The 24,848-nt window shown below is 65.1% G+C and carries 25 protein-coding genes and 1 pseudogene; 12 read left to right on the top strand and 14 right to left on the bottom strand.

Annotated features, from left to right (window positions below):
* Nucleotides 1-46: 46 nt before the first annotated feature.
* Nucleotides 47-490, bottom strand: coding sequence for a response regulator (locus PSV40_RS09650; RefSeq protein ID WP_300536891.1), 444 nt, complete (start codon nt 488-490; stop codon nt 47-49).
* Nucleotides 491-825: 335 nt separating this feature from the next.
* Here PSV40_RS09650 and PSV40_RS09645 point away from each other — a divergent pair, with 335 nt between their 5' ends.
* The 7 genes from PSV40_RS09645 (at nt 826) to PSV40_RS09615 (ending at nt 7,624) form a co-directional block, all read left to right on the top strand.
* Complete coding sequence (locus PSV40_RS09645; protein WP_300536889.1) at nt 826-1,113, top strand: hypothetical protein; 288 nt, start codon at nt 826-828, stop codon at nt 1,111-1,113.
* Nucleotides 1,114-1,218: 105 nt separating this feature from the next.
* Nucleotides 1,219-2,334, top strand: coding sequence for a UDP-N-acetylglucosamine 2-epimerase (non-hydrolyzing) (wecB, locus tag PSV40_RS09640; RefSeq protein WP_300536887.1), 1,116 nt, complete (start codon nt 1,219-1,221; stop codon nt 2,332-2,334).
* A gap of 46 nt (nt 2,335-2,380) precedes the next feature.
* Nucleotides 2,381-3,829: a glycosyltransferase family 2 protein gene (locus tag PSV40_RS09635; protein WP_300536885.1), complete on the top strand. Its 1,449-nt coding sequence runs from the start codon at nt 2,381-2,383 to the stop codon at nt 3,827-3,829.
* Nucleotides 3,826-4,878: a polymer-forming cytoskeletal protein gene (locus tag PSV40_RS09630; RefSeq protein WP_300536883.1), complete on the top strand. Its 1,053-nt coding sequence runs from the start codon at nt 3,826-3,828 to the stop codon at nt 4,876-4,878. The genes PSV40_RS09635 and PSV40_RS09630 overlap by 4 nt, the downstream gene beginning before the upstream one ends.
* A complete protein-coding gene (locus PSV40_RS09625) occupies nt 4,875-5,861 on the top strand; it encodes a hypothetical protein (protein WP_300536882.1) in 987 nt (328 codons plus the stop codon). Before PSV40_RS09630 ends, PSV40_RS09625 begins: the two co-directional genes overlap by 4 nt.
* Nucleotides 5,862-5,932: 71 nt before the next feature.
* The gene (locus tag PSV40_RS09620) at nt 5,933-6,775 is read left to right on the top strand and encodes a YaiO family outer membrane beta-barrel protein (RefSeq protein ID WP_300536880.1); all 843 of its coding nucleotides are present in this window, start codon (nt 5,933-5,935) and stop codon (nt 6,773-6,775) included.
* Nucleotides 6,776-6,784: 9 nt separating this feature from the next.
* Nucleotides 6,785-7,624, top strand: coding sequence for a hypothetical protein (locus PSV40_RS09615; protein ID WP_300536878.1), 840 nt, complete (start codon nt 6,785-6,787; stop codon nt 7,622-7,624).
* A gap of 29 nt (nt 7,625-7,653) precedes the next feature.
* Here the strand turns inward: PSV40_RS09615 and PSV40_RS09610 are convergent, their stop codons facing one another.
* Both PSV40_RS09610 and PSV40_RS09605 read right to left on the bottom strand, forming a co-directional pair.
* Nucleotides 7,654-8,103: a hypothetical protein gene (locus PSV40_RS09610; protein WP_300536876.1), complete on the bottom strand. Its 450-nt coding sequence runs from the start codon at nt 8,101-8,103 to the stop codon at nt 7,654-7,656.
* Nucleotides 8,104-8,167: 64 nt separating this feature from the next.
* Nucleotides 8,168-8,479: a hypothetical protein gene (locus PSV40_RS09605; RefSeq protein ID WP_300536874.1), complete on the bottom strand. Its 312-nt coding sequence runs from the start codon at nt 8,477-8,479 to the stop codon at nt 8,168-8,170.
* A gap of 141 nt (nt 8,480-8,620) precedes the next feature.
* Between PSV40_RS09605 and PSV40_RS09600 the strand changes: the two genes are divergently transcribed.
* Both PSV40_RS09600 and PSV40_RS09595 read left to right on the top strand, forming a co-directional pair.
* Entirely contained in the window at nt 8,621-9,169 is a 549-nt protein-coding gene (locus PSV40_RS09600; RefSeq protein ID WP_300536872.1) for a polymer-forming cytoskeletal protein, read from the top strand.
* 64 nt (nt 9,170-9,233) lie between these two features.
* Nucleotides 9,234-11,072, top strand: a pseudogene (locus PSV40_RS09595) (carboxyl transferase domain-containing protein); the annotation flags it as partial.
* A 4-nt stretch (nt 11,073-11,076) separates the two neighbouring features.
* Here PSV40_RS09595 and PSV40_RS09590 read toward each other — a convergent pair.
* From PSV40_RS09590 to purU, 5 genes are all read right to left on the bottom strand, one after another.
* The gene (locus PSV40_RS09590) at nt 11,077-11,802 is read right to left on the bottom strand and encodes an LrgB family protein (protein ID WP_300536870.1); all 726 of its coding nucleotides are present in this window, start codon (nt 11,800-11,802) and stop codon (nt 11,077-11,079) included.
* A complete protein-coding gene (locus tag PSV40_RS09585) occupies nt 11,786-12,139 on the bottom strand; it encodes a CidA/LrgA family protein (RefSeq protein ID WP_300536868.1) in 354 nt (117 codons plus the stop codon). Before PSV40_RS09585 ends, PSV40_RS09590 begins: the two co-directional genes overlap by 17 nt.
* 117 nt (nt 12,140-12,256) lie before the next feature.
* The gene (locus PSV40_RS09580) at nt 12,257-13,759 is read right to left on the bottom strand and encodes an FAD-linked oxidase C-terminal domain-containing protein (protein WP_300536866.1); all 1,503 of its coding nucleotides are present in this window, start codon (nt 13,757-13,759) and stop codon (nt 12,257-12,259) included.
* A 188-nt stretch (nt 13,760-13,947) separates the two neighbouring features.
* The gene (locus PSV40_RS09575; RefSeq protein ID WP_300536864.1) at nt 13,948-14,832 is read right to left on the bottom strand and encodes a LysR substrate-binding domain-containing protein; all 885 of its coding nucleotides are present in this window, start codon (nt 14,830-14,832) and stop codon (nt 13,948-13,950) included.
* A 151-nt stretch (nt 14,833-14,983) separates the two neighbouring features.
* Nucleotides 14,984-15,856, bottom strand: coding sequence for a formyltetrahydrofolate deformylase (gene purU / locus PSV40_RS09570; protein WP_300536862.1), 873 nt, complete (start codon nt 15,854-15,856; stop codon nt 14,984-14,986).
* Nucleotides 15,857-15,987: 131 nt separating this feature from the next.
* Between purU and PSV40_RS09565 the strand changes: the two genes are divergently transcribed.
* Nucleotides 15,988-17,328, top strand: a complete 1,341-nt coding sequence (locus PSV40_RS09565) for an aminotransferase class III-fold pyridoxal phosphate-dependent enzyme (protein WP_300536860.1) — start codon at nt 15,988-15,990, stop codon at nt 17,326-17,328.
* Between the two features lie 20 nt (nt 17,329-17,348).
* Here PSV40_RS09565 and PSV40_RS09560 read toward each other — a convergent pair whose 3' ends face one another.
* Nucleotides 17,349-18,233, bottom strand: coding sequence for a ChaN family lipoprotein (locus PSV40_RS09560; RefSeq protein ID WP_300536859.1), 885 nt, complete (start codon nt 18,231-18,233; stop codon nt 17,349-17,351).
* Between the two features lie 101 nt (nt 18,234-18,334).
* On the opposite strand from PSV40_RS09560, the gene PSV40_RS09555 reads away from it, so the two are divergent.
* Nucleotides 18,335-19,393 carry an AbrB family transcriptional regulator gene (locus PSV40_RS09555; RefSeq protein ID WP_300536857.1) on the top strand — a complete coding sequence of 353 codons (1,059 nt, stop codon included), beginning with the start codon at nt 18,335-18,337 and terminating at the stop codon, nt 19,391-19,393.
* A gap of 9 nt (nt 19,394-19,402) precedes the next feature.
* Here the strand turns inward: PSV40_RS09555 and PSV40_RS09550 are convergent, their stop codons facing one another.
* From PSV40_RS09550 to PSV40_RS09535, 4 genes are all read right to left on the bottom strand, one after another.
* Nucleotides 19,403-20,542, bottom strand: a complete 1,140-nt coding sequence (locus PSV40_RS09550; RefSeq protein ID WP_300536855.1) for an ABC transporter substrate-binding protein — start codon at nt 20,540-20,542, stop codon at nt 19,403-19,405.
* Nucleotides 20,543-20,715: 173 nt separating this feature from the next.
* Nucleotides 20,716-20,997: a DUF3567 domain-containing protein gene (locus PSV40_RS09545; RefSeq protein ID WP_293596098.1), complete on the bottom strand. Its 282-nt coding sequence runs from the start codon at nt 20,995-20,997 to the stop codon at nt 20,716-20,718.
* A gap of 137 nt (nt 20,998-21,134) precedes the next feature.
* Nucleotides 21,135-22,229, bottom strand: coding sequence for a DUF3108 domain-containing protein (locus PSV40_RS09540; RefSeq protein ID WP_300536853.1), 1,095 nt, complete (start codon nt 22,227-22,229; stop codon nt 21,135-21,137).
* Nucleotides 22,226-23,035, bottom strand: coding sequence for an IclR family transcriptional regulator (locus PSV40_RS09535; protein ID WP_300537052.1), 810 nt, complete (start codon nt 23,033-23,035; stop codon nt 22,226-22,228). Before PSV40_RS09535 ends, PSV40_RS09540 begins: the two co-directional genes overlap by 4 nt.
* Before the next feature lie 166 nt (nt 23,036-23,201).
* On the opposite strand from PSV40_RS09535, the gene PSV40_RS09530 reads away from it, so the two are divergent.
* A complete protein-coding gene (locus PSV40_RS09530) occupies nt 23,202-24,218 on the top strand; it encodes a fumarylacetoacetate hydrolase family protein (RefSeq protein WP_300536851.1) in 1,017 nt (338 codons plus the stop codon).
* Between the two features lie 20 nt (nt 24,219-24,238).
* Here PSV40_RS09530 and PSV40_RS09525 read toward each other — a convergent pair whose 3' ends face one another.
* Complete coding sequence (locus PSV40_RS09525) at nt 24,239-24,844, bottom strand: MarC family protein (RefSeq protein WP_300536850.1); 606 nt, start codon at nt 24,842-24,844, stop codon at nt 24,239-24,241.
* Nucleotides 24,845-24,848: the final 4 nt, after the last annotated feature.

Below are 24,848 nucleotides of genomic sequence, written 5' to 3'. Positions count from 1 at the left end.
CACAAACCGACAAACGGCCTGGTGCGTGGAGCGAACGCCGGTTTCCTCAGGTGGGGCTGGCCTGATCGTGCTGCGCGACGGCTTCACGCTGCGCCGCCCGCACGTCTTCCGTGAGGATGTTGGCCGTTTGTTCGGCGCAATAGGCCAGCAGCGCGTCGATCTCGGTGGTTTTGTCGAATACCGCGTCGGCGCCGAGTTCGGCCGCACGCCGGCGCACTTCAGGCGTGGCGTAGTTGGTCAGCACCACCACCTTCTGGTAGGGCTCGCGGTGGCGGCAGCCGGCCAGCACACCCAGCCCGCTGCCTTCCTCGAGGAACAGATCCACGATGGCCAGGTGCCAGGTGCCGTCATGCAGCGTCAGCCAGCGGCTGGCTTCGGCCTGGGTGACCGCGTGCGCCACGACCTGGACATGGGCGATCTCCTCCAGGGTGTCGATCAGGTTGTCCCGAATGATCTTGTTGTCTTCGGCGAGGTAGGTGATGAGTGCCATGGTGGTTGTCCGGTGAGGAGTTGGACCGCCTGCAAGGCGGTGAATGAAGCGGCTTCCTCCATGAGGCACCAGGGAAATGAAAAAAATGCCGTCCGCCGGCGCGCGGGCTTGTAGGACGGCGCAGCCAGCGAGCGCTGGCCTTTTTGTCGCCCGGTGCCGGGTGGCGAAGCGGAAGGTTTGGGCGACGCCTATGTGCGACAGCGCACAGAAGGACCGGCGCAGCGTCCTACAGCCAGGGACGGCTTTCCCTCAGGTGCCGGGTTATGCCCGCTTTCTATATTGATTGAGAACTTAAGTTTTCACTCATTCCAGAAGACATCCGTACTTCAAAATTTATGCACAACGAATTCGACCAGCTAAAAAATTTTCCCGACATCAGCACGCTGCGCCCCGCCCTTCATTCGCTGTGCTCGCGTTATGGCTCCGTCGCCCGGCTGGACATCCTGGCGGCCAGCCAGGCGGGCAAGCGGCAGGCCCTGTGTTTTCTGCGCATGGACTCGCCCGCGCAGGAGCAGCAACTCATGCACGAACTCGGCGTGGGGCGTTTCGGCGGCGACCTGGTCGTGATTCTTGACTTGCTGACCCCCGCTGCCATGCCGGGCCACGGCGCGAACCTGACGTGACCCCGCGCTGACCCCCGCGCACATTCCGATTCGACTCCTCCCCCCGGCCCCCGCACCAGCTGTGCGGGTTCGCAGCCGTTTCTCCCCTTTTTCCGGAAAGCATCCATGCAAAACATTCTCATCGTCTCGGGCACGCGCCCTGAAATCATCAAGCTGGCGCCGCTCTACCACGCGCTGCGTGCGACGGACTGGGCGCGTGTGCAGTGGCTGCACACGGGCCAGCATGGCGACATGGCGAGCCAGATATTCGAATGTTTCGACGTGACGCCCGACATCTCGCTGGAGCGTGGCGGCAGCAGCCTGCTGGATTTCAGCATGGGATGCCGGCAGCAGCTCGACGCGGTGGTGACCGGCCAAGACTGGTCGCTCGTCATCGTGCAGGGCGACACCGAGAGCGCTTTCCAGGGCGCGCTGGCCGCTTTCTACAACCGCGTCCCGCTGGCGCATGTGGAAGCCGGGCTGCGCACCTACAACCTGGCCAGGCCGTTTCCCGAAGAGGGCCTGCGGCAGATGATCAGCCGCCTGACACGGTTTCACTTTGCGCCCACGCAGCGCGCCATGGTGGCCCTGCAGACCGAGGGTATTGCCGACGAATTCATTCACCTCACGGGCAACACCGTGATTGATGCCCAGCAATGGACCTGCGCCCACCGCGGCGTCAAGCGCACGAGCGCGGGCCGCGGCCACCTGCTTGTGACCGTGCACCGGCGTGAAAACTGGGGCAACGATGTGGAAGAAATCTGCCACGCCATTGCGGACATTGCACGCCGGCAGCCTGAGCTGCGGGTGCTGTTTCCGGTACACCTCAATCCCGTGATCCAGGGCCCGGTCAACGCCCTGCTGGGCGACATAAGCAACGTGACCTTGACGCAGCCACTGGACTACACCGGCATGCAGCAGGCGCTGGCCGATGCGTGGATGGTGCTGACCGACTCCGGCGGCCTGCAGGAAGAAGCACCGACTTTCGGCGTGCCCGTGCTGGTGCTGCGCGACGAGACTGAACGGCCCGAGGCGATTGAAGCGGGCTGCGCCCTGCTGATCGGCGCGACACGCAACGCGATCGTCGCCGAAGTCACCCGGCTTTCGCAGGACACCCAGGCCTACACGCGGATGGCGCAAGCCGGCAATCCGTTTGGCGACGGCACGGCCTCCGCGCAGATTGTGGCTGTGCTCGAGCGCAGCCTGGTCGATGCGCCGGCAGCCGTCCCCGCGCTGGCCTGACCGGCCCTCTTCTCACGAACTCACTGGACTCACTGGAGCCATGCCCATGCTGCCTTCCCCTTTCTCTTGCGGCCTTTCCGCCGAAAGCCCCGGTCACGCCACCCGGCGGCCGGGCCGGCCCGGTGTTGCGCTCTCCCTCACCCTCGCGGTCACCGCCTTCATGGGGGCCGGGCCTGCCCTGGCGCAAGCCCAGGCAACAGGTGCGCTGATTCCCTCGTTCAAGGACTACCCGGTCGCCGCCGTCATGGCCTCGCTGCTTTTCCTGATCGTGGTGGCCATGATGATTTACGGCGTGCGCCACTTCATGTTCACGATGAACCGGTTGACCGGCGTGCAGCGCCACCCCTACATCGACATTGCCGTTGCGCGCTGGCCCATGATCACCGTCTTCATTGCGGCGCACAACGAGGAAAAAGTCATCGCCGGCTGCATTGAGGCGCTTCTCAACACCGACTATCCGGCGGACCGGCTCAAGATCATTCCCGTCAATGACCGGTCGAAGGACGGCACGGGCGAGATCATCGACAGTTATGTGGCGCGTTTCCCCTCGCGCATTTCACCATTTCACCGCAGCACCGGCAAGGCCGGCAAGTCGGCCGCGCTGAAAGACGCCCTGCACTTTGCCGAGGGCGACATCGCCATTATTTTTGACGCCGACTACGTGCCCGGGCGCGGGCTGCTCAAGCAGCTGGTGGCACCATTTTTTGACCCGGAAATCGGCGCTGTGATGGGACGTGTGGTGCCCGTCAACAGCGGCGCCAACCTGCTGACCCGCATGCTGGACCTGGAGCGCTCGGGCGGCTACCAGGTGGACCAGCAGGCGCGCATGAACCTGAACCTGCTGCCGCAGTACGGCGGCACGGTCGGTGGCGTGCGCCTGTCGGCGGTCGAGGCGGTGGGCGGCTGGCACGACGACACGCTGGCCGAAGACACCGACATCACATTCCGGCTCATGCTCAACGGCTGGAAGACGGTGTACACCAACCGCTCTGAATGTTATGAAGAAGTGCCCGAAGAGTGGAGCGTGCGCATCAAGCAGGTGACGCGCTGGGCCAAGGGCCACAACCAGGTGATGACCCGGTATTGGTGGAAGTTCGCCACCAGCGCGTACCTGACGCCGGGTCAGCGTTTTGACGGCTTGCTGCTGCTGTTTGTGTTTGTCATCCCGCTGGTCATGCTGGTCGGCTGGGGCCTGGCGCTGGGACTGTATTTCCTCAATGCGGGTTCCCTGCTGTCGTCGCTGATTCCCATTTTCGCGCTGATGATTTATGGAACGCTTGGCAACTTCGCCGCATTTTTTGAAATTGTGGTGGCGGTGCTGATTGACGGCAACCGGCGGCGGCTGAGGCTGCTGCCTTTCAACATGCTGGGTTTTCTGGTCAGCCTGTTTGCCATTTCGGGCGCCGTCTGGAGCCTGCTGCTCGACAGGATTTTCAAGCGCGAGATGGTCTGGGACAAAACCATCCGCTACCGCACCAAGGCTGTTGAACAATGACCCAAGACTACATCACCTACACCGCGTTCGCGCTGGTCTGCCTGCTGCTGCTGACGTTGCCGTTTGTGCCGGCGTTTCGGGAATGGCTTCGTCCCACGGACTTTGCCGCCTTGCCAATTTCGGCCAACTACACCACCGACATCGACCACTTTGCCCGGCGCCTGCACGCCGATGTATCGGCCAGGCTCGGGCTGGGCGAGCCCACCGGGTATGAAGACTTCGAATTCGTCGGCGATCCGGCGTCGGCGGCCGGCGCGGACTTGGACTGGCGCAAGGCCGACAAGCGGCTGATCGCGCGCAGCAGCATTGTCAGCGCTTCACCCGTTCGCAGTGCCCAGCCGGTTTACGTGCAGGGAAACCTGCAGGTTGGCGCCGAATCGGCCTTTCCCGCGCTGTATGCCACCGGTGACATTGCCCTCGGTGAACACAGCACCGTCGATGACTGGGCCCATGCCGACGGCGTGCTGCGCATGGGGCCGCGCAGTGTGGCCCTGCGGCGGGTGTCCGCGGGCAGCGCCATCGAGCTCGGCAACGAGACCTGGTTTGAGCGTCTGCATGCGCCAGCCCTGCGTTTTGGCTCGCGCGTCAGCGATGTGCTGCCGCCCGCCGGCGCGGAGCAGACGCCGGCCAGTTATGCCGATCTGCCGGGCGCCGTTCAGCAAACGCCCCTGCTTTACCTGATCCGGGGTGATTGCGCGCTGCCGCCAGCCCGCATTTACCGCGGATCGCTGGTCGTGACCGGCTTTCTGACCATTGGGGCGGCGACCACCATCGTCGGCGACATCAAGGCGCGCGAGGGGGTGAGCATCGGTCACCGGGCCAGCGTGCAGGGCGCCGTGACCTGCGAAAAGCGCGTGTACGTCTACAAGGACGCCCGGGCCTGGGGGCCGGTGGTGTCCGAGAGCGACATCCTGATCGGGGCCAACGCGCTGGTGGGCCTGCCTGACGCGCCCACCACAGTCACTGCCCGCAACATCATCGTGGAAGACGGGGTGGTCGTGCACGGCACCGTGTGGGCGCGCGAGATCGGCATGGTGAAACAGGCATGAGACTCAAACAACTGTTGACGGTCTGTGCGATGGGCGCGTTGCTGCTGACCCAGGCGGGATGTGCCGGTGCGGCGCAACGTCTGGAGCTGGGTGGCTACACGGACGACAGCGGCGCCATCACCGTCCTGCACGGCGGTGATTCGGCGGACCCCTATTTCGCGATGCAGGCTTTGCTGCTGGCGCACGAAAACGGCATGGACATCTCTGCACCGGCTGAAAAGTTTGCCAACTGGCTGGTGCCGCGGCAAAAGCCGGACGGCACCTTTGACCGGTTCTGCCGGGGCGCGGATAAAAAATGGGTGTCCTGCAAGACGGCCGACGCTGACGACTCCTTGCTGGCGATCTGGATGAAGCTGCTGGAAACCATGCCGGCCAAGCTGGCCGGCAACCCGGTCTGGCGCAAGAGCCACCAGGCCAGCAAGGTGGCGCTGGAGAACCTGTACCAGCCGTCGCGCGGCATCTACATGGTTTCGCCGGTGGTGCTGCACGGCCTGTTCATGGACAACCTGGAAGTCTGGTCGCTCAAGGTGCACCTGAAGCAGCCGCAGCAAAGGGCAGCCTCCGACAAGCTGGCGCGGGCCATTCATGACACTTTCTGGGACCCTGTCAACAAGCGGTTTCTGGTGTCCACCCAGTTGGAGCAGCGCTCCCAGAAGCCGGCGTTTTACCCCGACCATGTGGCGCAGATCTTTCCGTTGCTGTTCGATTTTCCGCTGGTGCCGGGCAACGCACGCCAGTATTACCGCGACTGGATGGCGGCCCACCGCGGGGAGTGGCTGATCCAGGGCGAAGCGGACTACCCCTGGGGGCTGCTTGCGGTGCTCGCCATGCGCCAGAACGACAAGGCCACCGCCGCTTGCTGGCTGCGCCAGTCCACGCCGCTGCGCCATTCGTCGCGCTGGGCAGTGAGCGACGAGGCGTCCTACCAGATCCTGCTGAGCCGGGGTGTGACGCCTGCGGCGAAGGATGCGAACTGCAAATGAACGGGGGCGGGCGCCGCGATGCCCGCCCGCGCCTGCGAACACCATGTCAGATTTTTTTGGAGTGAGTTTTGATGTTTAAACCTGTTTTTCTTGCGCTGCCGGTGATGCTGGCCGCTGCAATGCCGGCCACGGCCCAGACCGACGCCCCGGCGGGCGCCCCCGCACCCATGGATGCCGCTGCGGCTCCGGCTTTGCCGGGGGGCAGCGAAGCGCTGCGCAGTCTGGAGCTCAGCACGGGCGTGCAAAACCTCAGTAATGGCTTCGGCAACTGGCGCGACGTGACCCTGAAGGGCGTCTATGACGTGGACAAACATGTCTTGCAGGGGGAGTTGTCCGCGCACAAACGGTTTGGCGAAAACGGTACGTTTCTGGGCCTCAGCGACACCTACACCTTCAATGAAGACTGGTTTGGATCGGTGGCGCTGGGTGTCGGCGATGGTGCTTTCTATCTGCCGCGTTACCGTGTGGACGGAACGATTTCCCGCAAATTTCTTCCCGGCCGCAATCTGGTGGGTTCGGTGGGCGCCGGGTATTACAACGCCCCCGATGGCCACACCGACCGCAGCCTGTCGCTGGGCGCGGCCTATTATTTTGAGGCGCCCTGGATTGTGGAAGGCGGCGTGCGGCTGAACCGCAGCAACCCGGGCTCGGTGGACACGCAGCAGCAATTTGTGGCGCTGACCTGGGGTCGCCACAAGCAGGACCTGGTGACGGCCCGCTACGGATGGGGCAGCGAAGGGTATCTCGCCATTGCCGCCAACCGGCAACTGGTCAACTTCGACAGCCGCGAGGCCAGCCTGACCTGGCGCCACTGGTTCAATGCGCGCACCGGCGTGCTGGTGGGCGCCAACCGCTATACCAACCCGCTCTACCGCCGCAGCGGTGTGAATGTCGGCGTTTTCCACGAATTCTGATCACGCCCCATGAGCTCCAGAACCAATTCCCTGTCTGAACCTGCGCGTGAGCAAGAGCGCCTCTTCAACGTTTCTTTTTCCGCTGCCCGGGAAGCACGCGCCCGGCGTGTCCTGGTGCGCCCGCACCGCTCCATCACGCCGCTGAAGGTGACACCCTGGTTGCTGGCACAGGTGGTCATCCTGCCACTGATCCTGTGCGCGCTGGTGTATTTGGGAAAACCGCTGCTGTTTGATTTCTGGCGCGATTGCATCCTGTTCTGGTCCGCGGGACTGGACATGCCTTTCACGCTGACCAACCAGCTCAACGATGCCGGGCAATACGCGATGCTGCTGTCGAGCGGGCCGGACGACCGGCCGCTGCCGAGCCGCACCATCCTGCTGGTGACCGCGGTGGTGACGCTGGCGGGGCTGGCCTTGTCAGTACGCATGAAAAACGCGCAGTTGCCGCTCAAGTACCCCTTGCGCATCGTCGGCGTCATTCAGCTTGTCACGCTGGTCTATTTCTGGCTTTCGCCGGCCGCTTTTCCCTACAGCATTGCACGCCACAGCGAAGAACTGATGACCATCGGTTACGTGGTCATGCTGGCCACACCGGTGATGCTGGCGATGGGGTACTACATCCTGAACCAGAGCCTGACGATCAAGCTGTTCCACACCGCGCTGATCCTGGGATTCTTCGTCCTCATGATTCCCCACCAGGTGCTGGCGCAGGCTTTCATCATGCAGCACCTGTCGGTGCTGTTCATGCCGGTGTTGTACATCTGCATGGGCGCCGTCTTTGATGCGCTGGTGTTTGTCGCCCTGTACTCCTGGGCGGTCAGCAGCGCGCCGCAAGACGCCACGGTCTGACCTGTGTCCGGTCGGCCCGTCCGGGCGGTTCAATACCGGACGCTGCAGACCTCCAGCGCATTGAGTCCGCGGTCGGTGATGAGGTAGCCGCCTTCACCGTCATCTTCCAGGAAGCCGTGTTTTTTCAGGGAGGCGACGGTTTTCAGGCCGTGGGCGCGGGTTTTGTGGGGTTGCGGCTGCTTGCGCTCGGTGGGCGGTACGCCGACGATCCTGAAGCCGTAGCGGGCATCTTCCAGGCACTCGTACTGCTTGTAGGTCAGTATTTTCACCGGCAGGGCGCCGGTGGTGGTGCCGCTCCACTCGAACTCGGGGGGTGCGTAGCTGACCCGGTAGGTGCTGTCGTCCAGCGGAAGGCTGTGTGGCTCCGCCTGCCCCGCGTCTGCCGGCGAACTCGCGCCGCGGCGTTTCATGAGGCGGTACATCCCCCAGCCGAGCAGCCCCAGCACGATCATCACCATGAGCAAGACAGCAAACTCCACGAACTCCCCTTTTTAGCAATTGGTGTAATTATCCGTACAAAGCGTCCGCAGGGACGGCCTGTGCTCAGCGCTCCGGGATCTCCAGCTCGAAGTGGGCATCGCCCATGTAGCGCTCGGCGCCAAAAGCCGCTTGTGTGGCCGCCAGCTCGGCCGCTTCCCACTGCTCGGCCAGCAACTGTTCCGCCGGTGCCAGATCCCAGGGCCGGGTCTGCTCCCCATGGATCTGCAGCAGCCGGAGGTAGGCGCGGTAGACGGGTGCCACCAGGCTGGCATCGCCCAGCGAGGCCTCGAGCGCAGTCCGAAACCGCTGCGCCGCGCTGGCGCGTTCGGTGTCGGAGACATCCTCGCTGTGAAAAATCCTGACCGTGTAGTGCATGGCACAAGTCTACAAGCCTGCGCCCGGGACCGGTGCGCAGGGGCGCGGGGCACCCGGTCATTTCGTTACTCATCTTGCATTAGCAGTGGAGACTTTTCAAAGCGCTCTCCGTACCATCGGTTCCTTTTGAAGGAAATCCAGATGGCACTGCAATCACCGTTCTTCGGCAAACGCGACAATGAACCTTCCGGTCTGCGTCATGGCAACCCCAACCCCAATCCCTACGCGAACGGTCCTGCGGCAACAAATGTCTCGAACAGCGCGCCCGCCGCCGCTGCGGCTGTGACCAGCGCGCCGTCTGCCGCCGCCCCCCGCGAAAGTGGTGGCAGCAAGCTGACGGTCGGTCCCAACATCAAGCTCAAGGGCGTGGAGATCACCGACTGCGACACCCTGGTGGTGGAAGGGCTGGTGGAGGCCACGATGGACTCGCGCGTGATGCAGATTTCCGAGCATGGCGAGTTCAAGGGCTCGGCCGAGATCGACATCGCCGAAATCCATGGCGCCTTTGACGGCAACCTCACGGTGCGCCAGAAGCTGGTGATTTATGCGACCGGCAAGGTCACCGGCAAGATCCGCTACGGCAAGCTGGTAATTGAAGAGGGTGGCCAGCTCGCCGGCGAGATCCTGTTCGGCGCCGTGGGCAACTCGAAACCCGCACAGGCTGGAAAGCCGGGCCTGCAGGTCGCCTGAGTTTTTTTAGGGCCCCACGCTGTCACCGGGTTGACGACAGCGGCGCACCGGACGGGCGCACAATGCGCCGATGTCCGCGGTTCACTCCCCCCTTCAGGCCCAGGTTGTTCAATGGCAGGTTGAGCCCGGCGCTGCCGTGCAGGTCGGTGATCTGCTGGTGATTCTCGAAGCCATGAAGATGGAGCATGAGGTGCGTGCGGCCGTCGCTGGCCGTCTGGGTGAAGTTTTTTTTGCTGCGGGTGAGCTGGTGGAGTCGGGCGCGTTGCTCACGCGCATTGAGCCCCTGCGGGCGACGGCGGCGCAGTCTGCATCTGCCACTGCGCCGGTCCAAATGCCACCCCCCGCATCCGGCAGCTTGCGCGCAGACCTGCAGCGCACGCTGGATCGCCATGCGCCCACGCAGGATGCCAGCCGTGCCGAAGCGGTGGCCCGGCGCCACGCCTTGGGCCTGCGCACCGCGCGCGAGAACATCACCGACCTGTGCGACGAGGACTCCTTCATGGAGTACGGCGCGCTGGCCGTTGCGGCGCAGCGCAGCCGCCGCAGCGAGGAAGACCTGGTCAGGAACACCCCGGCCGACGGCATGGTCACCGGCATCGGCAGCATCAACGGCGCCCTGTTCGGCCCCGAGGCGTGCCGGGCCGTGGTGATGGCCTACGATGCCACCGTGCTGGCCGGCACACAGGGCATGCGCAACCACCAGAAGACCGACCGCATGCTGGGCATCGCGCTGCAGAACAAATTGCCGCTGGTGCTGTTCGCCGAAGGCGGTGGCGGGCGGCCCGGGGACACCGACATGCCCATCGTGGCCGGCCTGCATGTCGGCACGTTTGCGAGTTTTGCCCGCCTCAATGGCCGGGTGCCGGTGGTTGGCATTGTGGCGGGCCGCTGTTTTGCCGGCAATGCGGCACTGCTGGGTTGCTGCGACGTGATCATTGCCACCCGCGGCAGCAACATCGGCATGGGCGGCCCGGCGATGGTGGAGGGCGGCGGCCTGGGAGTGTTCAAACCCGAACAGATCGGGCCGGCCGGCGTGCAGCACGGCAATGGCGTGATCGATGTGCTGGTGGACGACGAAGCCCGCGCGGTGGCGGCGGCGCAGCACTACCTGTCTTTTTTCCAGGGTGCGATCCAGTCGTTCACTGCGCCGGAGGCGCTGGCCCTGCGCGAGGTGGTGCCCGAGAACCGTTTGCGCGTGTATGACACGCGCGCGGCGATCGACGGCATCGCCGACGCGGGCAGTGTGCTGGCGCTGCGCACCGGCTTCGGGCAGGGCATTCACACCGCGCTGGCGCGTATCGAGGGGCGGCCCGTGGGCATTCTGGCCAACAACCCGCTGCACCTGGGCGGCGCCATCGATGCTGATGCGGCCGACAAGGCCGCGCGGTTCATGCAGCTGTGCAACGCGCATGGCCTGCCGCTGGTCAGCCTGGTGGACACCCCGGGTTTCATGGTCGGACCACAGACCGAGGCGCAGGCACAGGTGCGCCATGTGAGCCGGATGTTTATTGCCGCGGCGCATTTGCGCGTGCCGTTTTTCAGCGTGGTGCTGCGCAAGGGTTACGGCCTGGGCGCCATGGCCATGACGGCCGGCAGTTTTCACGCACCGGCCTTCAACGTGGCCTGGCCCACCGGCGAGTTCGGCGCCATGGGACTGGAAGGGGCGGTCAAACTGGGTTACCGCAAGGAGCTGGAGGCGCAGCCCGAAGGTCCGCAGCGTGAGGCCTTGTACGAGACCCTGGTGGCGCAGCAGTATGACAAGGGCAGTGCGCTCAACATGGCGACCACGCTGGAAATCGACGCGGTGATCGACCCCGCGCAGACGCGCGACTGGCTGGTGCGCGGCCTGCAGTCGGCGCAAACCCGGCCCGCGAATGGCGAACTGGCCATCGATACCTGGTGAACCCTTAAAAAATCCGGAACAGCAGCGGCAGCAGCAAGGAAGCCAGCACCACCTGCAGCCCCAGCGCCAGGCCGGCGTAGGCTCCCGCATCGGCATTGACCTGCAGCGCGCGCGCCGCACCTATGCCGTGCGAAGCGGTGCCGAGCGCAAAGCCGCGCGCCGTCCAGCCGGCCGCATCCAGCGGAATCCCGAAGGCATCAAACAGGTATTTGCCGCTCAGCGCTCCGACCAGGCCGGTGATGACCGCAAACACGGCCGCCAACGCCGGGATGCCGCCAATTTTTTCGGCAATACCCATGGCCACCGGCGCGGTGACCGACTTGGGCGCCAGCGACAGCACCACCTCAAGGGGCAAACCGACGGCCCAGCCCAGTGCCAGTGCCGAGCCGCTGGCGGCGATGCCACCGGCCAGCGCGGCCAGCAGCAGGCGGCCCCAGCGCAGCCGCAGCTCGGCGCGGCGTTGCCACAGCGGCCAGGCCAGCGCTACCACGGCGGGGCCCAGCAGGAAGTGGATGAACTGTGCGCCCGCGAAGTAGGTCGGGTAGGACACCCCGGTGGCCAGCAGCACCGCAGCGATGACCACCACGGTCCAGAGCACCGGGTTGGCCCAGGGCGCCTGTTGCAGGCGTGCGTAGATGGCCTGGGCCACGACGTAAACCACCAGCGTGGCCGTCAGGCCGAACAGCGGCGTGGCGGAAAGGTAGACCCAGAGCTCAACGAATTTCGGCATTTTTCCGCCACAGGACATGCAGGGTCAGCACCGTGACGGCCAGTCCGATCAGGGTGGACAGAACAATCACCAGCAACATGCGGCCGCCGTACTGGCTGACCAGGCTCAGATGGGTCATGACGCCCACACCCACCGGCACAAACAGCAGTGAGAGGTGCGCCAGCAAAAAGTCCGCGCAGGCCGCCACCGGCTCGCGCACGAGCGGCCAGCGCAGCGCGACAAGCAGCAGCATCATGCCGATGACCGGGCCGGGAAAGGGCAGGGACAGGCCGCGCGAGAGCAGTTCGCCGATGGATTGCAGCAGCAACAGCCAGGCGAGGCCGCGCAGACCGGTCATGACGACCGCAGCGCCGGGCCGCCCCATCCTTCGACAAGCTCAGGACGATCGGAACAGGCCTCGGGGGAGGCATCCTTCGACAGGCTCAGGACGAACGGGAAACTGCCAGGCATGGTTCTAGAAGCGGGGCAGCTCAGGATGCGCGATTTGCCCGCCGCGCACCAGCATTTTTCCGTACTCGGCGCAGCGCTGCAGCGTCGGGATCACCTTGCCGGGGTTGAGCAGGCCCTGCGGGTCAAAGGCGCGCTTGACGCCGAACATCTGCTCGTTCTCGCTGGCCGAGAACTGCACACACATGGAGTTGAGTTTTTCCACGCCGACACCATGTTCGCCGGTGACCGTGCCGCCCATGGCGACGCTGGTTTCCAGGATGTCGGCGCCGAACAGCTCGCAGCGGTGCAACTGGTCGGCGTCGTTGGCGTCGAACAAAATCAGCGGATGCAGGTTGCCGTCGCCCGCGTGAAACACATTGGCGCAGCGCAGGCCGTACTTGATCTCCATTTGCTGGATCGCCAGCAGGATGTCGGCCAGACGCTTGCGCGGAATCGTCGAGTCCATGCACATGTAGTCGGGGCTGATGCGGCCGCTGGCCGGAAAGGCATTTTTACGGCCACTCCAGAAGCGCAGGCGTTCGGCTTCGTTCTGGCTGACCGCAATGGCGGTGGCGCCATGTCGACGCAACACCTCGCTCATGCGGCCGATTTCTTCCTCGACCTCTTCGGGTGTGCCGTCGCTCTCGCACAGCAAGATCGCCTCGGCCGTCAGGTCGTATCCCGCGTGCACAAAGTCCTCGACCGCCGCGGTCATGGGTTTGTCCATCATCTCGAGGCCGGCCGGAATGATGCCGGCGGCAATCACCGCCGCCACCGCGTCGCCGGCCTTGCGCAGGTCGTCGAAGCTGGCCATGATGCAGCGCGCCAGCACCGGCCTGGGCACCAGCTTGACGGTGACCTCGGTGGTGACCGCCAGCATGCCCTCGCTGCCGATAACCACCGACAGCAGGTCGTAACCGGCGCAGTCCAGCGCGTCGCTGCCGAACTCGACTTCCTCGCCTTCAATCGTGAACCCCCTGACCTTGAGCACGTTGTGCAGGGTCAGGCCGTATTTGAGGCAGTGCACACCGCCCGAGTTTTCAGCCACGTTGCCGCCTATGGTGCAGGCGATCTGGCTGGACGGGTCGGGCGCGTAGTACAGGCCCAGCGGGGCGGCGGCTTCGCTGATGGCGAGGTTGCGCACACCGCCCTGGACCACCGCGGTGCGGCTGGCCGCGTCCATCTTCAGGATCTTGTTGAACTTGGCCAGAGACAGGGTCACGCCCAGCTTGTGCGGCATGGCGCCGCCGGACAGGCCGGTACCGGCGCCGCGTGCCACCACGGGTACTTCCAGCGCATGGCAGGTTTTCAGCACGGCCTGCACCTGGTCATAAGTTTCGGGCAGGGCGACCACCAGCGGCCGCTCACGGTAGGCGGTCAGGCCGTCGCATTCGTAAGGCGTGGTGTCTTCGCTGTTCCAGAGCAGCGCATGCGCCGGAAGCACCGCCTGCAGCGCGGCGACGACCTGGGCCTGGCGTTCGGAGCGTGCCAGCAGGTGGTGCTGCCGGGAGTCAAGAGGAGCGTTCATGGGCGGCCTTCAGGATGAAACACGGCGTGGCGCCGGGGATGAAAGCACTTTAATGCAAAGCGCGCGCGGGCGGTGTGAAGAAAATGGCGGGTTTTTGTGAAAACCGGACTGCTATGAATTAAATAGCTGTTTGCGACCGCCCTTCAAGGGCTGGAGGCCTAAAACGCATCAGAAAATTGGTCGGACGGTCAGGCGACCGATTTTTTCAGCCAGTCGGCAAAGGCCGCGCATTCCCAGCGGTCCATCATGCCGGTGCGCCAGCACAGGTAGTGGGCGTGCGGGCTGGGCACATTGCGCTCGTACAAACGCACCAGGGAGCCGTGTTCCAGCCACGGTGCGCCCAGCTTGAGGCGCACCAGCGCCACACCCATGCCGGCGGCGGCGGCGTCGCACATCAGGCCGATGTCGTTGAACTGCGAGCCATCGACCGGCTCGGCCCAGTCCAGGCCATGCGCGGCAAACCAGGTGCGCCAGGGCTCCAGCGGCGAACGCAGCAAGGCCTCGCCGTCGAGGTCTTCCGCCGCGTCGAACGGCCCGTGCTCGCGCACATAGGCGGGCGAGGCCAGCGGCGTGACTTCGTCCTTCATCAGGCAGACGTGTTCGAGGTCGGCATAACGGCCGGTGCCGAAACGCACGATCAGGTCGGCGTCCTCTGCCACCACGTCCAGCAGCGGAATCGACACCTGCAGCGTCAGGTCGATCTCGGGGTAGGCGTCGGTGAATTGGCGCAGGCGCGGGATCAGGATGGAGCGGGCAAAGGTCGGCGTGACCGCCAGGCGCAGTTTGCGTTTGCCGGGGCTGCCGCTCTGGCCGGCCGTGCCCGGAAATTTCTGCAGCGTCGCCAGGCCCTCGCGCACGTGGGCCAGGTATTCGCTGCCTTCGGTGGTCAGCGAAAAGTCGGCCCGGCCGAACAGCTTGGTGCCGATGATCTGCTCTAACTGCTTGACGCGGTGGCTGACCGCGCTGGGGGTGACGTTGAGCTCCTCCGCCGCCTGCGTGACGCTGCGCAGCCGCGCCAGCGTCTCAAAGGTCAGCAGGCACTGGATGGGCGGGATGCGGGCAGTAGTGGCCATGTCTGTCAAGGAGCGCGGGATACCGTGCGCGACGATGAAGATATCTCTTTGCAAGCAGGGGCCGCGGGTCCGGCTCTGCCGGCCCGCAGGCGCAGCGGCCCCCCCGGGGGGCAGGGCGCTACACGCAGTGAGCAACCGTGGGGGCTCATATCTACTTGAAAATAACCGTCTTGTGGCCATTGAGCAGCACGCGGTGTTCGCTGTGCCACAAGACGGCGCGGGCCAGCACCTGGCTTTCGGTGTCCCGGCCCATGGCGGTCAGGGCTTCCACGGTTTTGCTGTGGTCGGCTCTGGCCACGTCCTGTTCGATGATGGGGCCTTCGTCGAGGTCGGCCGTCACGTAGTGCGCGGTGGCGCCTATCAGCTTCACGCCGCGGGCGTGGGCCTGGTAGTAAGGCTTGGCGCCCTTGAAGCTGGGGAGAAACGAGTGATGGATGTTGATCGCACGGCCGGCCAGCTTTTTGCACAGGTCGTTGCTCAGGATCTGCATGTAACGCGCCAGCACCACCAGCTCGGCGCCTTCGGCCTCGATGATGTCGTACTGCTTCTTTTCGGCTTTTTCCTTGGTCGCGGCCGTGACCGGAATGTGGTGAAAGGGCACGTTGTAGCTGGCCGCCAGCTGGTAAAAATCGCGGTGGTTGGAGACGATGGCGCGGATGTCCAGCGGCAGCAGGCCCGACTTCCAGCGAAACAGCAGGTCGTTCAGGCAATGCCCTTCCTTGCTGACCATCAGCACGGTGCGCATGGGTTCGGTGGCCTGGTGCAGGCCCCAGCGCATGTCGAACAGCACCCCCAGCACGCCGACCTGTTCCTTGAGATCTTCATAAGACAGCTGGTCGCAGGCAAAACTGACACGCATGAAAAACAGGCCCGTGGCGTCGGCCGCCGGGTCGTCGCGCTTGTCGTCGCTGAACTGCGCCGCTTCCAGGATGTTGCCGCCGCGTTCGAACAAAAAGCCGGAAACCGCATGAACAATGCCCGGTCGGTCGGGGCAGGACAGGGTGAGGATATAAGTAGGGCTCATGGGGGATGAATTGTCGCAGGTGGCCGGCCGCCAGGTCCGTGCCGGAAAGCACATTGTCGCCGGGAGTGCCAGAATGCAGGACATACCGCCAAAACCCGGCTGCCCCATTTTTTCTAGCAGGAGATTTCGCCATGGCCTATCAAGACTTCAACATGGACCACCAGTGGTTGCCTTTCACGCCCAACCGCAGCTTCAAGAAGGACCCGCGGGTTTTTGTGAAAGCCGACGGCATGTTTTTCACGACGCACGACGGCAAGCAGGTGCTCGACGGCATTTCCAGCCTGTGGTGCGTGGGCGCCGGCCATAACCGCAAGCCGATCAACGAAGCCATCAAGAAGCAGCTCGACACGCTGGACTACGCGACCGCCTTCCAGGCCAGCAACGACCAGGCCTTCAAGGCCGCCGACCTGATTGCCGGCATGGCGCCGGGTGACCTGAACCAGGTGCTGTTCTGCAATTCCGGCTCGGAGGCGGCCGACACCTCGCTCAAGGTGGCGCTGGCTTACCACCGCGCACGCGGCGAAGGCCACCGCAATGTGTTCATCGGCCGCGAAAAGGGTTACCACGGCGTCGGTTTCGGCGGCATGAGCGTGGGCGGCATTCCGGCCAACCGCAAGGTCTACGGCTCGGCCTTGCTGCCGCGCGTGGACCACATGCGATTCATCCACGACCCGGTCAAACACGCCTACATCCATGGCGCCGAACCGGTCTGGGAAGAAGACATCCTGCTGGAGCTGGAGCAGCGCATTTTGCCGCTGCACGACGCCAGCAACATCGCCGCGGTGATCGTCGAGCCGGTGGCCGGCAGCGCCGGCTGGTACCTGCCGCCCAAGGGTTACCTCAAGCGCCTGCGCGAGATCTGCGACAAACACGGCATCCTGCTGATTTTTGACGAGGTCATCACCGGCTTCGGCCGCATGGGCACAAATTTCGGTGCCGACTATTACGGCGTGGTGCCCGACATGCTGAACTTCGCCAAGTGCGTGACCAACGGCGTGATCCCGCTGGGCGGCGTGATCTGCACCGACCGCATCTACAACACCATGATGGAAGCCAATGCCGACAGCCCGGCCCATGCGGTGGAGTTTTTCCATGGCTACACCTACTCGGGCCATCCGGTGGCCTGCGCTGCGGCCATTGCCACGCTGGGCCTGTTCAAGGAAGAAAAGCTGTTTGAACGAGCCGGCCAGATGGGCACCGTGCTCGGTGACGCCATGCACAGCGGCTTCAAGGGCCTGCCCAATGTGGTTGGCATCCGCAGCCTGGGCCTGGCCGGTGCGGTGGAACTGGCGTCCATCACCGGCGCGCCTGGAAAACGCGCTTACGACATCTTCATGGACTGCTTCAAACATGGCGTGCTGGTGCGCCCGGCGGCCGACAACATCGTGATCTGTCCGCCTTACATCGTGGAAAAAGAGCACATCGAGCGCATCGTCAGTGTGGTGGCGGACTCCATCAAAAAGAACGCCTGAGCGCGCGATAGGGGCAGTGGCTACTTCGCTCCGGGCTTTTCCTTCAAGGTTGCGCAATAGTCCTGCTCGGGAACCGCGGGTGTCGGCCAGACCACATCAAATGCGGCCAGGCTTTCAGCCTCCTGGCGCGCATCCGGTGCGCTTGTTGCCGGACCGGCGCGCAGCTGGACAGCCTTGGCGTTGAGGCCGGGCGGCAGGTGCTGGGGCACGCCCAGCGTGCGGTTGACATGGCCGCTGCCGGCCAGCAACACCGCTGTTTTTCCGGGCAAGGCCGCCTGCTGCACCGTGCGCGCCATGCGGACGTCGCGCGCGATCTGGATGCGTGTCATCGGGGAAATTCGATCTTCCGGCAACAAGCCGCAATGGCCGATGCGTATCAGCTGCTGCTGGGCCTTGAGCGCGGGGCCGGGCAGGGGCTGGTCCAGCCGGCTGTCAGCCATGGCTTCGCGCATCTGCGCCGCCGGCAGGTTGGCGCCCAGCACCGGCACGCCGGCCTTGACGGCAGCCATCACCGCCGGACCATACGCCGCCCAGGGCCAGCTCTTGTTGTTCCAGCCCAGGGCGGCCTGCACCTGCAGCTGGGTGCTGTTCGATTTCAGGGCTGCGGTGCTGGTGCCGGCCTCGGCCATCTCCAGCGCCACGGCGGCCAGCCGGCCGCGCACCGCCAGGTACTCGATGACCTGCCGCTGAATGTCCTGGTGCTCGGCTGCATCATGCTGTTCGCCGAGCAGGATCACATCCGCGGGCAGCAGGGCCTCGGTGCGTGCCGTGATGTCATTGGGCGCATGCGGAAACAGCCGGGGCTCGGGCACCCTGGCGCAGGCGGCCAGCAGCACGAGCAGCAGCGGGACCAGGACGGCAAGGCCCCGGCGTGTGTTCTGGAGGGAGGGTGGGGCGGTGTTCATGGCATTCTCAGAGAGATTCTCAGGGCGATACTAGACCCATCTCATAGCCGGTGGCTGTCTGGCCGGCCAATGCCCTGCCCCCTTACTTTTTTCCGCCCCGGATGCGTCTCAAGCCCTTTCATGTTGTTTTCACCCTGTTGCTGGCGCTGGCCGGCGCCTGGCTCTGCGTCTGGATCGGCACGCCCCTGCCGTGGATGATCGGTCCGCTGCTGGCCACGGCCTGCGCCTCGATCGCCGGCGCGCCGACCGCCAGCTGGCGGCCGCTGAACAACACCGGGCAGTGGGTGATCGGTACGGCGCTGGGCCTGTACTTCACGCCGCAGGTGACCGCGCTGGTGGGCAGCCTGTGGTGGGCCATCGCCCTGGCGATTGTCTGGGCGCTGGGGCTGGGCCTGGCCTTCGGCGGCTGGCTGCACCGTGTCAATGCACCGCGCATGCCCGGCGTGCCGGCGCCGGCGATGCGCGCCACCAGTTATTTTGCGAGTGCCATAGGCGGCGCTTCCGAGATGACCCTGCTGGCCGAACGCGCCCATGCGCGCACCGACCTGGTGGCGGCCTCCCACAGCCTGCGGCTGCTGCTGGTCACGGTGACCATTCCCTTTGCGATGCAGTTCAGCGGCCTGCATGGCCTGGACCTGAACCCGCCGGTGCTGCGCGCGGTGAACGGGCCGGGCCTGGCCGCGCTGGCCGGGGCCACCGCCGCGGGTGCCTGGCTGATGCTGCGGCTGGGCCGGGCCAACCCCTGGTTCATGGGGCCGCTGCTGGTGACCATGGGCCTGACCATGGCCAGCCTGCACCTGTCGGGCATTCCGCCCTGGTTGACCAATACCGCACAACTGCTGATTGCCGTGGGGCTGGGTGTGCGGTTTTCCCCGACCTTTCTGCACGCCGCGCCGCGCTGGATGGCTTCGGTGGTGCTGGGTACCCTGGTCATGCTGGTGCTCTGCAGCGGCTTCGCCGCGTTGCTGGCATGGGTCACCGGCCTGCCGCTGGCCACGCTGATTCTGGGCACCTCCCCGGGCGGCATCGCCGAGATGGCCATCACCGCCAAGGTGTTGCAGCTCGGTGTGCCGGTGGTCACGGCGTTTCAGGTGTGCCGGCTCGTGGCTGTACTCATTCTGGTGGCGCCGCTGTACCGCTGGCTTTATCCGGCGCCATGAATCCCGGCTTTAATGCCGGAATTTGCCGTCGCGTGTGACGATAGCCAGATCCACCAGCGTCATGCCGGTATGCGAGCCGGGCAGGTAGCTGGCCCGCAGGCCGTTCAGGTCGATGCTGCCGGCGTTGTGCAGGCCGCGTACAAAGCTGTCGCGGGTCGGTTCGTTGCCGGCCAGCCGCAGGGCGGCGACCAGGGCCTTGGCCGTCAGGTAGCCTTCCAGGCTGCCGTAAGAGAACTCCTGTCCGGGCTTCAGGCGCGCGAATTCTTCCTGGTACTCGCGCGTGATGCCTGTCTTGCGCTCCCACGGGCTGGGCACCACCTGGGAAAACACCATGCCGTGCGCGAGTTCACCCAGGTTTTTGGCGAGTTGTGTCGAGCCTGAATTCACGCCGCTGAAGGTGGCACGCCCGCCCTGCTTGCGGGCCTGGCGAATCAGCCGTTCATACACGCCGGCGCCACCGTGGTTGATCACCACCTGGGCGTTGGTCGTGGCGATACGCTGGGCCATCTGGCCGATCTGCGCATCGCTCACATCGGATTTGAAGGGCAGGTCCACCACCAGCTCCATGCCCAGGTCCCGGCACAGCAGCCTGATGTTCTCCAGGTGTTGCAGGCCGGTCTCGGAGTCGGAACGGACAAAGGCCACACGCGTGGTCCCGGTTTTCTTCGCGTAGTCGAGCAGTGCGCGGAACTCTTCGCGATGCTCGGTGCGCACCGGAAAAACCAGCGGCTGATGCGGGCGGCGCAAGGTGGGGGAGCCGGCGATGGGGCCAAAGAAGGGCACGTTCAGGTCCACCGCGGCTTTCATCACGGCGGTGGAAGGACCGCCTTCGATCGAGCCGAACAGGATGAACACCTTGTCTTGCCCCACAAGCTGCCGGGCATTGGCCTCGGCTTTTGCCGACTGGTTGTCATCGTCCAGCGTCTGGAGCACGACCTGCCGTCCGTTGACGCCACCGCGGGCGTTGACCGCCTGCAGGTAGGTCTGGATACCGTCCTGCACCGCCTTGCCGTAGTCGTTTTTTCCGCCCTGCAGCGTGATGTTCTGGCCAACCAGGATCTGGCGTGGGGTGACGCCGTCAGTGGCTCCAGCCCAGTGCGCGCACAGCACAAGGCAACCGGCAAGCAGTCGGGGAAAAGAAAGAGTCATGGTCAGGTTGTCCTGGGGCAGGGAGGTGGCGGCGGCACCCGTTGCCATCGCTTCGGCAGCTGGCCGATGCAAACAAATGTTACATGGCGTCCCTTAACCCTGCCTTAAGGCCGTCAATGACCTTCAGGAATCGTCGGGGACCCGATCCGGGACCGACGTCTGCACGGCAGTCGTCAGTGCAGCCCCACCGGCGTGTGCGCCAGTTCGGCATAACTTTCGAGCATGTCCTCGACTTCTTCCTGCGTCGGCGTGTTTTTCTGCCAGACGTTCAGACGCTGCTGGAACAGCTCGGCCCAGGATCCGTCCAGATAGACCTCCTTGCCGGAGCGTTTGTCGACAATTTCAAAGCCGTTGCGCACGAGCTGGGGCACGGCCGGTGCGGGCGCAGACTCTTCCGGGGCATTGGCATGAATCTGCACCACGGCAAAGGATTCGGAGTCGTAGAGCATTTGCATGATGTGGTTTCCTTCTGGTACTCATATATCAACGGCCGGGCGGAGTTCAAGACCCACAGGGTTAATCCCCGAAATGCCCTGAAATGCCAAAAAAATCACATCGTGAAGGAAAAGAAACGCGCTGGCGCCTGCGGATGTCAGGGTTTCTCGACCACGCGCAGTTGCTGGTCGACGAAGTCGCCGTTGTGCTGGGTGATGCGGTTGCGTACCGGCAGGTAGTCCATGGACGGCGCGAACCAGATTTCGACGGTCTGGTCGTAGTCGCGCTGCGGCTTGCGCGTGAGCTTGAGCGTGGCCGCCTCGCCAGCGGGCAGCTGGAGGGTTTCCTCGGACTCGACCGAGAAGGTCCAGGTGTCGGCCTCGCGCGGGCCGGCGGTGTACAGCGACACGCTGGCGCCGACCGGGTAGCTGGCCGGGGCGCCGGCCAGCAGACTGCCCAGTTGCAGGAAAACACTCAGGCGGTCTTGCGCGCCGCGCCGCCAGGGGGCGTCGGGCGTGTTGGCACTGAAGCTGATCGTGCCCTTGTCGGCCTGGAAATGGGCGGCGCGTTCGCTGCGGGACTTGTCCAGAAAACGCGTCGGCGCGAGGCCGTCGGCAGTGATGCGGCCGCTGCTGGTCATGCTGCGCGATCCCAGGAACAGGGCGCTGACCACCATTTTGGCGTCGTAGGTCTCGCCGTCCTGCAGCCAGTCGAGCTGGGCAAAGGCGCTGTAGTCCATGTTTTTGGATCGGCCCGTCATCGCGTATTTCAGGCGCACCGAGCCGGGGATGGTCAGGGCCGTGCTGGCGCCTGGCAGGGGAGGCGGCGCTGCTTCCACGGGCGTGGGCGCGACCGGTTCGGTGGTGGTTGCGGTGATCTCTGGTGGCGGGGTCTGTGGGTCGACTGGGCTTGTGCTGTCATCGGCTGATGGCGCTATCGATTCGATAGCTGCTGGCGCAGTCGAATCGGGGGTTGGTGCCCGATTTTCTTGTGAAACAGGGGCGCGGCGCCGGACCGGGCGCGGGCGCACCGGCGTGGCTGCGGGCGCGCTGGCCACGACCGGTTCCGGCTTGATCTCCAGCGTTCGCGTGATGAAAGGGCGTGGCGGCGTCGCCTGCGGGTCGGGCACCGGCCCCCACGCCAGCGGCGCCGCCTGCAGCAGCAGGACATGGGCCATGGTCACCAGCGCAGTCAGGGCGATCAGGGGGCGCGCCGGCAGCGCTGGGGCCTGCCGGGCGGTCGGGGTGTTCATGCCCCTGTGAATCCCAGATCGGCGGAAAGTTGCCGTGCGGCCGCCGCCAGCGGCCGGGCCACGGCGCCGTCCCAGGCCGGGTCGAAGCTGGCCAGCGAGCCCATCGCCACCATGCCCAGCACCAGGTGGCCGTCGGCGTCGAACACCGGCGCGCAGAATCCGGCCACCCCGGGCAGCAGGGTGTCCACCACGCGGGCCAGACCACGCTGGCGCACCTCTTCCAGCACCGCCGCGACCTCGGTCATGGTTTGGGGAACATCCTTGCGCGCGAGTTTTTGCATGCGTGCAAGTTCGTTTTTGAGCAAGGGGGCAAGACGGTCGTGGGGGTGCCGCCGCCCGGCAGACGGCTGGGCCATGAAGGCGGAGAAACACAGGCCGGTGGCTGAGGACAGCAAAGGCATCACATCGCCGAGGCGCAAGTTGACGGTGACGGCCTGTGGCGATTCTTCCCAATGCACGATGGTGGGCCCCTGGTTGCCCCACACCGCCAGCGCCAGGGTCTGGCCGATCTGCTCCATCAGCGGTCCCAGGCGCTGGCGCGCGAGCTTGACGCTGTCCAGCCGTGACAGGGAGGCCAGGCCCAGCTTGAGCGCCGCCGGGCCGAGGTCGTAACGCGTGGTGCCCGGGTCCTGGGTCACCAGCTCGAGGCGCTGGAAACTCACCAGGTAGCGGTGCGCCTTGGCGGCACTCATGCCGGCAGCGGCAGCCAGGTCGCGCAGCATCAGCGCGCCCGGCGAGGCGCTGAGCACCTGCAGCAGGCTGAAGCCGACCTCCACGGACTGGATGCCTGCGCGCTGGGCGGGCAGGCTGCCTGGCGAGTTGGCGGACGGCGTTTTGCGCTCTTTCATGGAATTCGACTAAAATTAAAAATTACATTTAGGTAAATTGATTTCACTTATCGTAACTCTAGCGCAGAGTGTACGCAGGGTGCAATCAGCTTCACCTATCCGGCCCCCAGAACAGAGGAAACTGATGAAACTCGCTACCTACAAAGACGGCTCACGTGACGGCCAGCTCGTGGTTGTCTCTCGTGACCTGACGACGGCCCATTATGCGACGGGCATCGCCACCAGATTGCAGCAGGTACTCGACGACTGGAACTTCCTCGCCCCGCAATTGCAGGACCTGTACGACACGCTGAACAACGGCAAGGCGCGCCACGCGTTTCCGTTCGAGCCGGCGCGCTGCATGGCGCCGCTGCCGCGCGCCTACCAGTGGGCCGACGGCTCGGCCTACATCAACCATGTGGAGCTGGTGCGCAAGGCCCGCGACTCCGAGGTGCCCGACAGTTTCTACAAGGACCCGCTGATGTACCAGGGCGGCAGCGACGACTTCATCGGCCCCTGCGACGACGTGGTCTGCCCCAGCGAGGACTACGGCATCGACTTTGAAGCCGAAGTCGCGGTCATCACCGGCGACGTGCCCATGACCAGCACGCCCGAGCAGGCGCTCGAAGGCATACGCCTGGTGATGCTGGCCAACGACGTAAGCCTGCGCAACCTGATCCCCAACGAGCTGGCCAAGGGGTTTGGTTTTTTCCAGAGCAAGCCGGCCACGGCCTTCAGCCCGGTGGCGGTGACGCTGGATGAACTCGGCGACGCCTGGGACCACGGCCGCCTGAACCTGACGCTGCAAAGCACCTGGAACGGCCGCAAGGTCGGCATGTGTGATGCCGGGCCGGAAATGACCTTCCACTTCGGCCAGCTGATCGCCCACATCTGCAAGACCCGCAATGTGCGCGCCGGCTCCATCATCGGCTCCGGCACCGTCAGCAACAAGGGTGTCGAGGTCAAGGGCAAGACCGACTGGCCCAAGGGCTACAGCTGCATCGCCGAAAAGCGCGCCATCGAGACCATCCAGGACGGCAAGCCCTCGACGGCCTTCATGAAATACGGCGACACCATCCGCATCGAGATGAAGGGCAAGGACGGCGAGCTGATTTTCGGCGCGATCGAGCAGAAAATCGTCCCGGCCGCACCGGTCAAATAAAGGGCGGGGCCGCGTGCCCCTCAGCCCGCAGCGCGCGTCTGGGTGATGAACAGCTGGATGCCGCGCAGCAGCATCTCGACCGAAATCGCCACCAGGATCAGACCCATCAGGCGTTCAAACGCCATCACCAGTCTGTCTCCCAGCACGCGCTGGATGCGTTCGGCCAGCACCAGCACCACGGCGCACACGGCCATGGTGACGCACAGCGCCGCCACCCACTCCATGCGCCGGGCCGGCGCCTGCGATACCAGCAGCAGCACCGTGGCCAGCGCCGAAGGCCCGGCCAGCGCGGGAATGGCCAGCGGCACGATCAGGGGTTCACCCTGCAGCGGCTCCGCTTCCGGGTGGCCGCCAGGAAAAATCATGCGCAAGGCGATCAGAAACAGGATGACCGCACCGGCGATCTGCAGCGAGAGTTCGCTGAGGTTCATCACGCGCAGGAAGCCGTCGCCGACAAACATGAAGGCCAGCAGCAGCAGGAAAGCGATCAGCACCTCGCGCAGGATCACGAAGGCGCGCCGCTCGGGCGCGACGTGGCGCAGCGCGTTGGCAAATATCGGGATGTTGCCCAGGGGATCGGTGATCAGCAGCAGCAGGATGGTGGCCGAGGCAAAGGTGTAAGTCATGTCA

It is taken from the genome of Polaromonas sp., from assembly GCF_029945925.1.
Lineage (GTDB): Bacteria > Pseudomonadota > Gammaproteobacteria > Burkholderiales > Burkholderiaceae_C > Polaromonas.
Note: the sequence above shows the minus strand (reverse complement) of the source record. Positions and strands in the feature narration are given on the sequence as shown.

Excerpts from the sequence above, each read along its gene's own strand:
- PSV40_RS09565 (WP_300536860.1), top strand. The coding sequence starts at position 15,988 with ATGGCCTATCAAGACTTCAACATGGACCACCAGTGGTTGCCTTTCACG.
- wecB (WP_300536887.1), top strand. The coding sequence starts at position 1,219 with ATGCAAAACATTCTCATCGTCTCGGGCACGCGCCCTGAAATCATCAAG.
- PSV40_RS09580 (WP_300536866.1), bottom strand. The coding sequence starts at position 13,759 with ATGAACGCTCCTCTTGACTCCCGGCAGCACCACCTGCTGGCACGCTCC.
- PSV40_RS09560 (WP_300536859.1), bottom strand. The coding sequence starts at position 18,233 with ATGAACACCGCCCCACCCTCCCTCCAGAACACACGCCGGGGCCTTGCC.
- PSV40_RS09645 (WP_300536889.1), top strand. The coding sequence starts at position 826 with ATGCACAACGAATTCGACCAGCTAAAAAATTTTCCCGACATCAGCACG.
- PSV40_RS09585 (WP_300536868.1), bottom strand. The coding sequence starts at position 12,139 with ATGACCGGTCTGCGCGGCCTCGCCTGGCTGTTGCTGCTGCAATCCATC.
- PSV40_RS09600 (WP_300536872.1), top strand. The coding sequence starts at position 8,621 with ATGGCACTGCAATCACCGTTCTTCGGCAAACGCGACAATGAACCTTCC.
- PSV40_RS09590 (WP_300536870.1), bottom strand. The coding sequence starts at position 11,802 with ATGCCGAAATTCGTTGAGCTCTGGGTCTACCTTTCCGCCACGCCGCTG.
- PSV40_RS09525 (WP_300536850.1), bottom strand. The coding sequence starts at position 24,844 with ATGACTTACACCTTTGCCTCGGCCACCATCCTGCTGCTGCTGATCACC.
- PSV40_RS09635 (WP_300536885.1), top strand. The coding sequence starts at position 2,381 with ATGCTGCCTTCCCCTTTCTCTTGCGGCCTTTCCGCCGAAAGCCCCGGT.
- PSV40_RS09605 (WP_300536874.1), bottom strand. The coding sequence starts at position 8,479 with ATGCACTACACGGTCAGGATTTTTCACAGCGAGGATGTCTCCGACACC.
- purU (WP_300536862.1), bottom strand. The coding sequence starts at position 15,856 with ATGAGCCCTACTTATATCCTCACCCTGTCCTGCCCCGACCGACCGGGC.
- PSV40_RS09540 (WP_300536853.1), bottom strand. The coding sequence starts at position 22,229 with ATGAACACCCCGACCGCCCGGCAGGCCCCAGCGCTGCCGGCGCGCCCC.
- PSV40_RS09620 (WP_300536880.1), top strand. The coding sequence starts at position 5,933 with ATGTTTAAACCTGTTTTTCTTGCGCTGCCGGTGATGCTGGCCGCTGCA.
- PSV40_RS09615 (WP_300536878.1), top strand. The coding sequence starts at position 6,785 with ATGAGCTCCAGAACCAATTCCCTGTCTGAACCTGCGCGTGAGCAAGAG.
- PSV40_RS09545 (WP_293596098.1), bottom strand. The coding sequence starts at position 20,997 with ATGCAAATGCTCTACGACTCCGAATCCTTTGCCGTGGTGCAGATTCAT.
- PSV40_RS09530 (WP_300536851.1), top strand. The coding sequence starts at position 23,202 with ATGAAACTCGCTACCTACAAAGACGGCTCACGTGACGGCCAGCTCGTG.
- PSV40_RS09650 (WP_300536891.1), bottom strand. The coding sequence starts at position 490 with ATGGCACTCATCACCTACCTCGCCGAAGACAACAAGATCATTCGGGAC.
- PSV40_RS09550 (WP_300536855.1), bottom strand. The coding sequence starts at position 20,542 with ATGACTCTTTCTTTTCCCCGACTGCTTGCCGGTTGCCTTGTGCTGTGC.
- PSV40_RS09625 (WP_300536882.1), top strand. The coding sequence starts at position 4,875 with ATGAGACTCAAACAACTGTTGACGGTCTGTGCGATGGGCGCGTTGCTG.
- PSV40_RS09630 (WP_300536883.1), top strand. The coding sequence starts at position 3,826 with ATGACCCAAGACTACATCACCTACACCGCGTTCGCGCTGGTCTGCCTG.
- PSV40_RS09575 (WP_300536864.1), bottom strand. The coding sequence starts at position 14,832 with ATGGCCACTACTGCCCGCATCCCGCCCATCCAGTGCCTGCTGACCTTT.
- PSV40_RS09555 (WP_300536857.1), top strand. The coding sequence starts at position 18,335 with ATGCGTCTCAAGCCCTTTCATGTTGTTTTCACCCTGTTGCTGGCGCTG.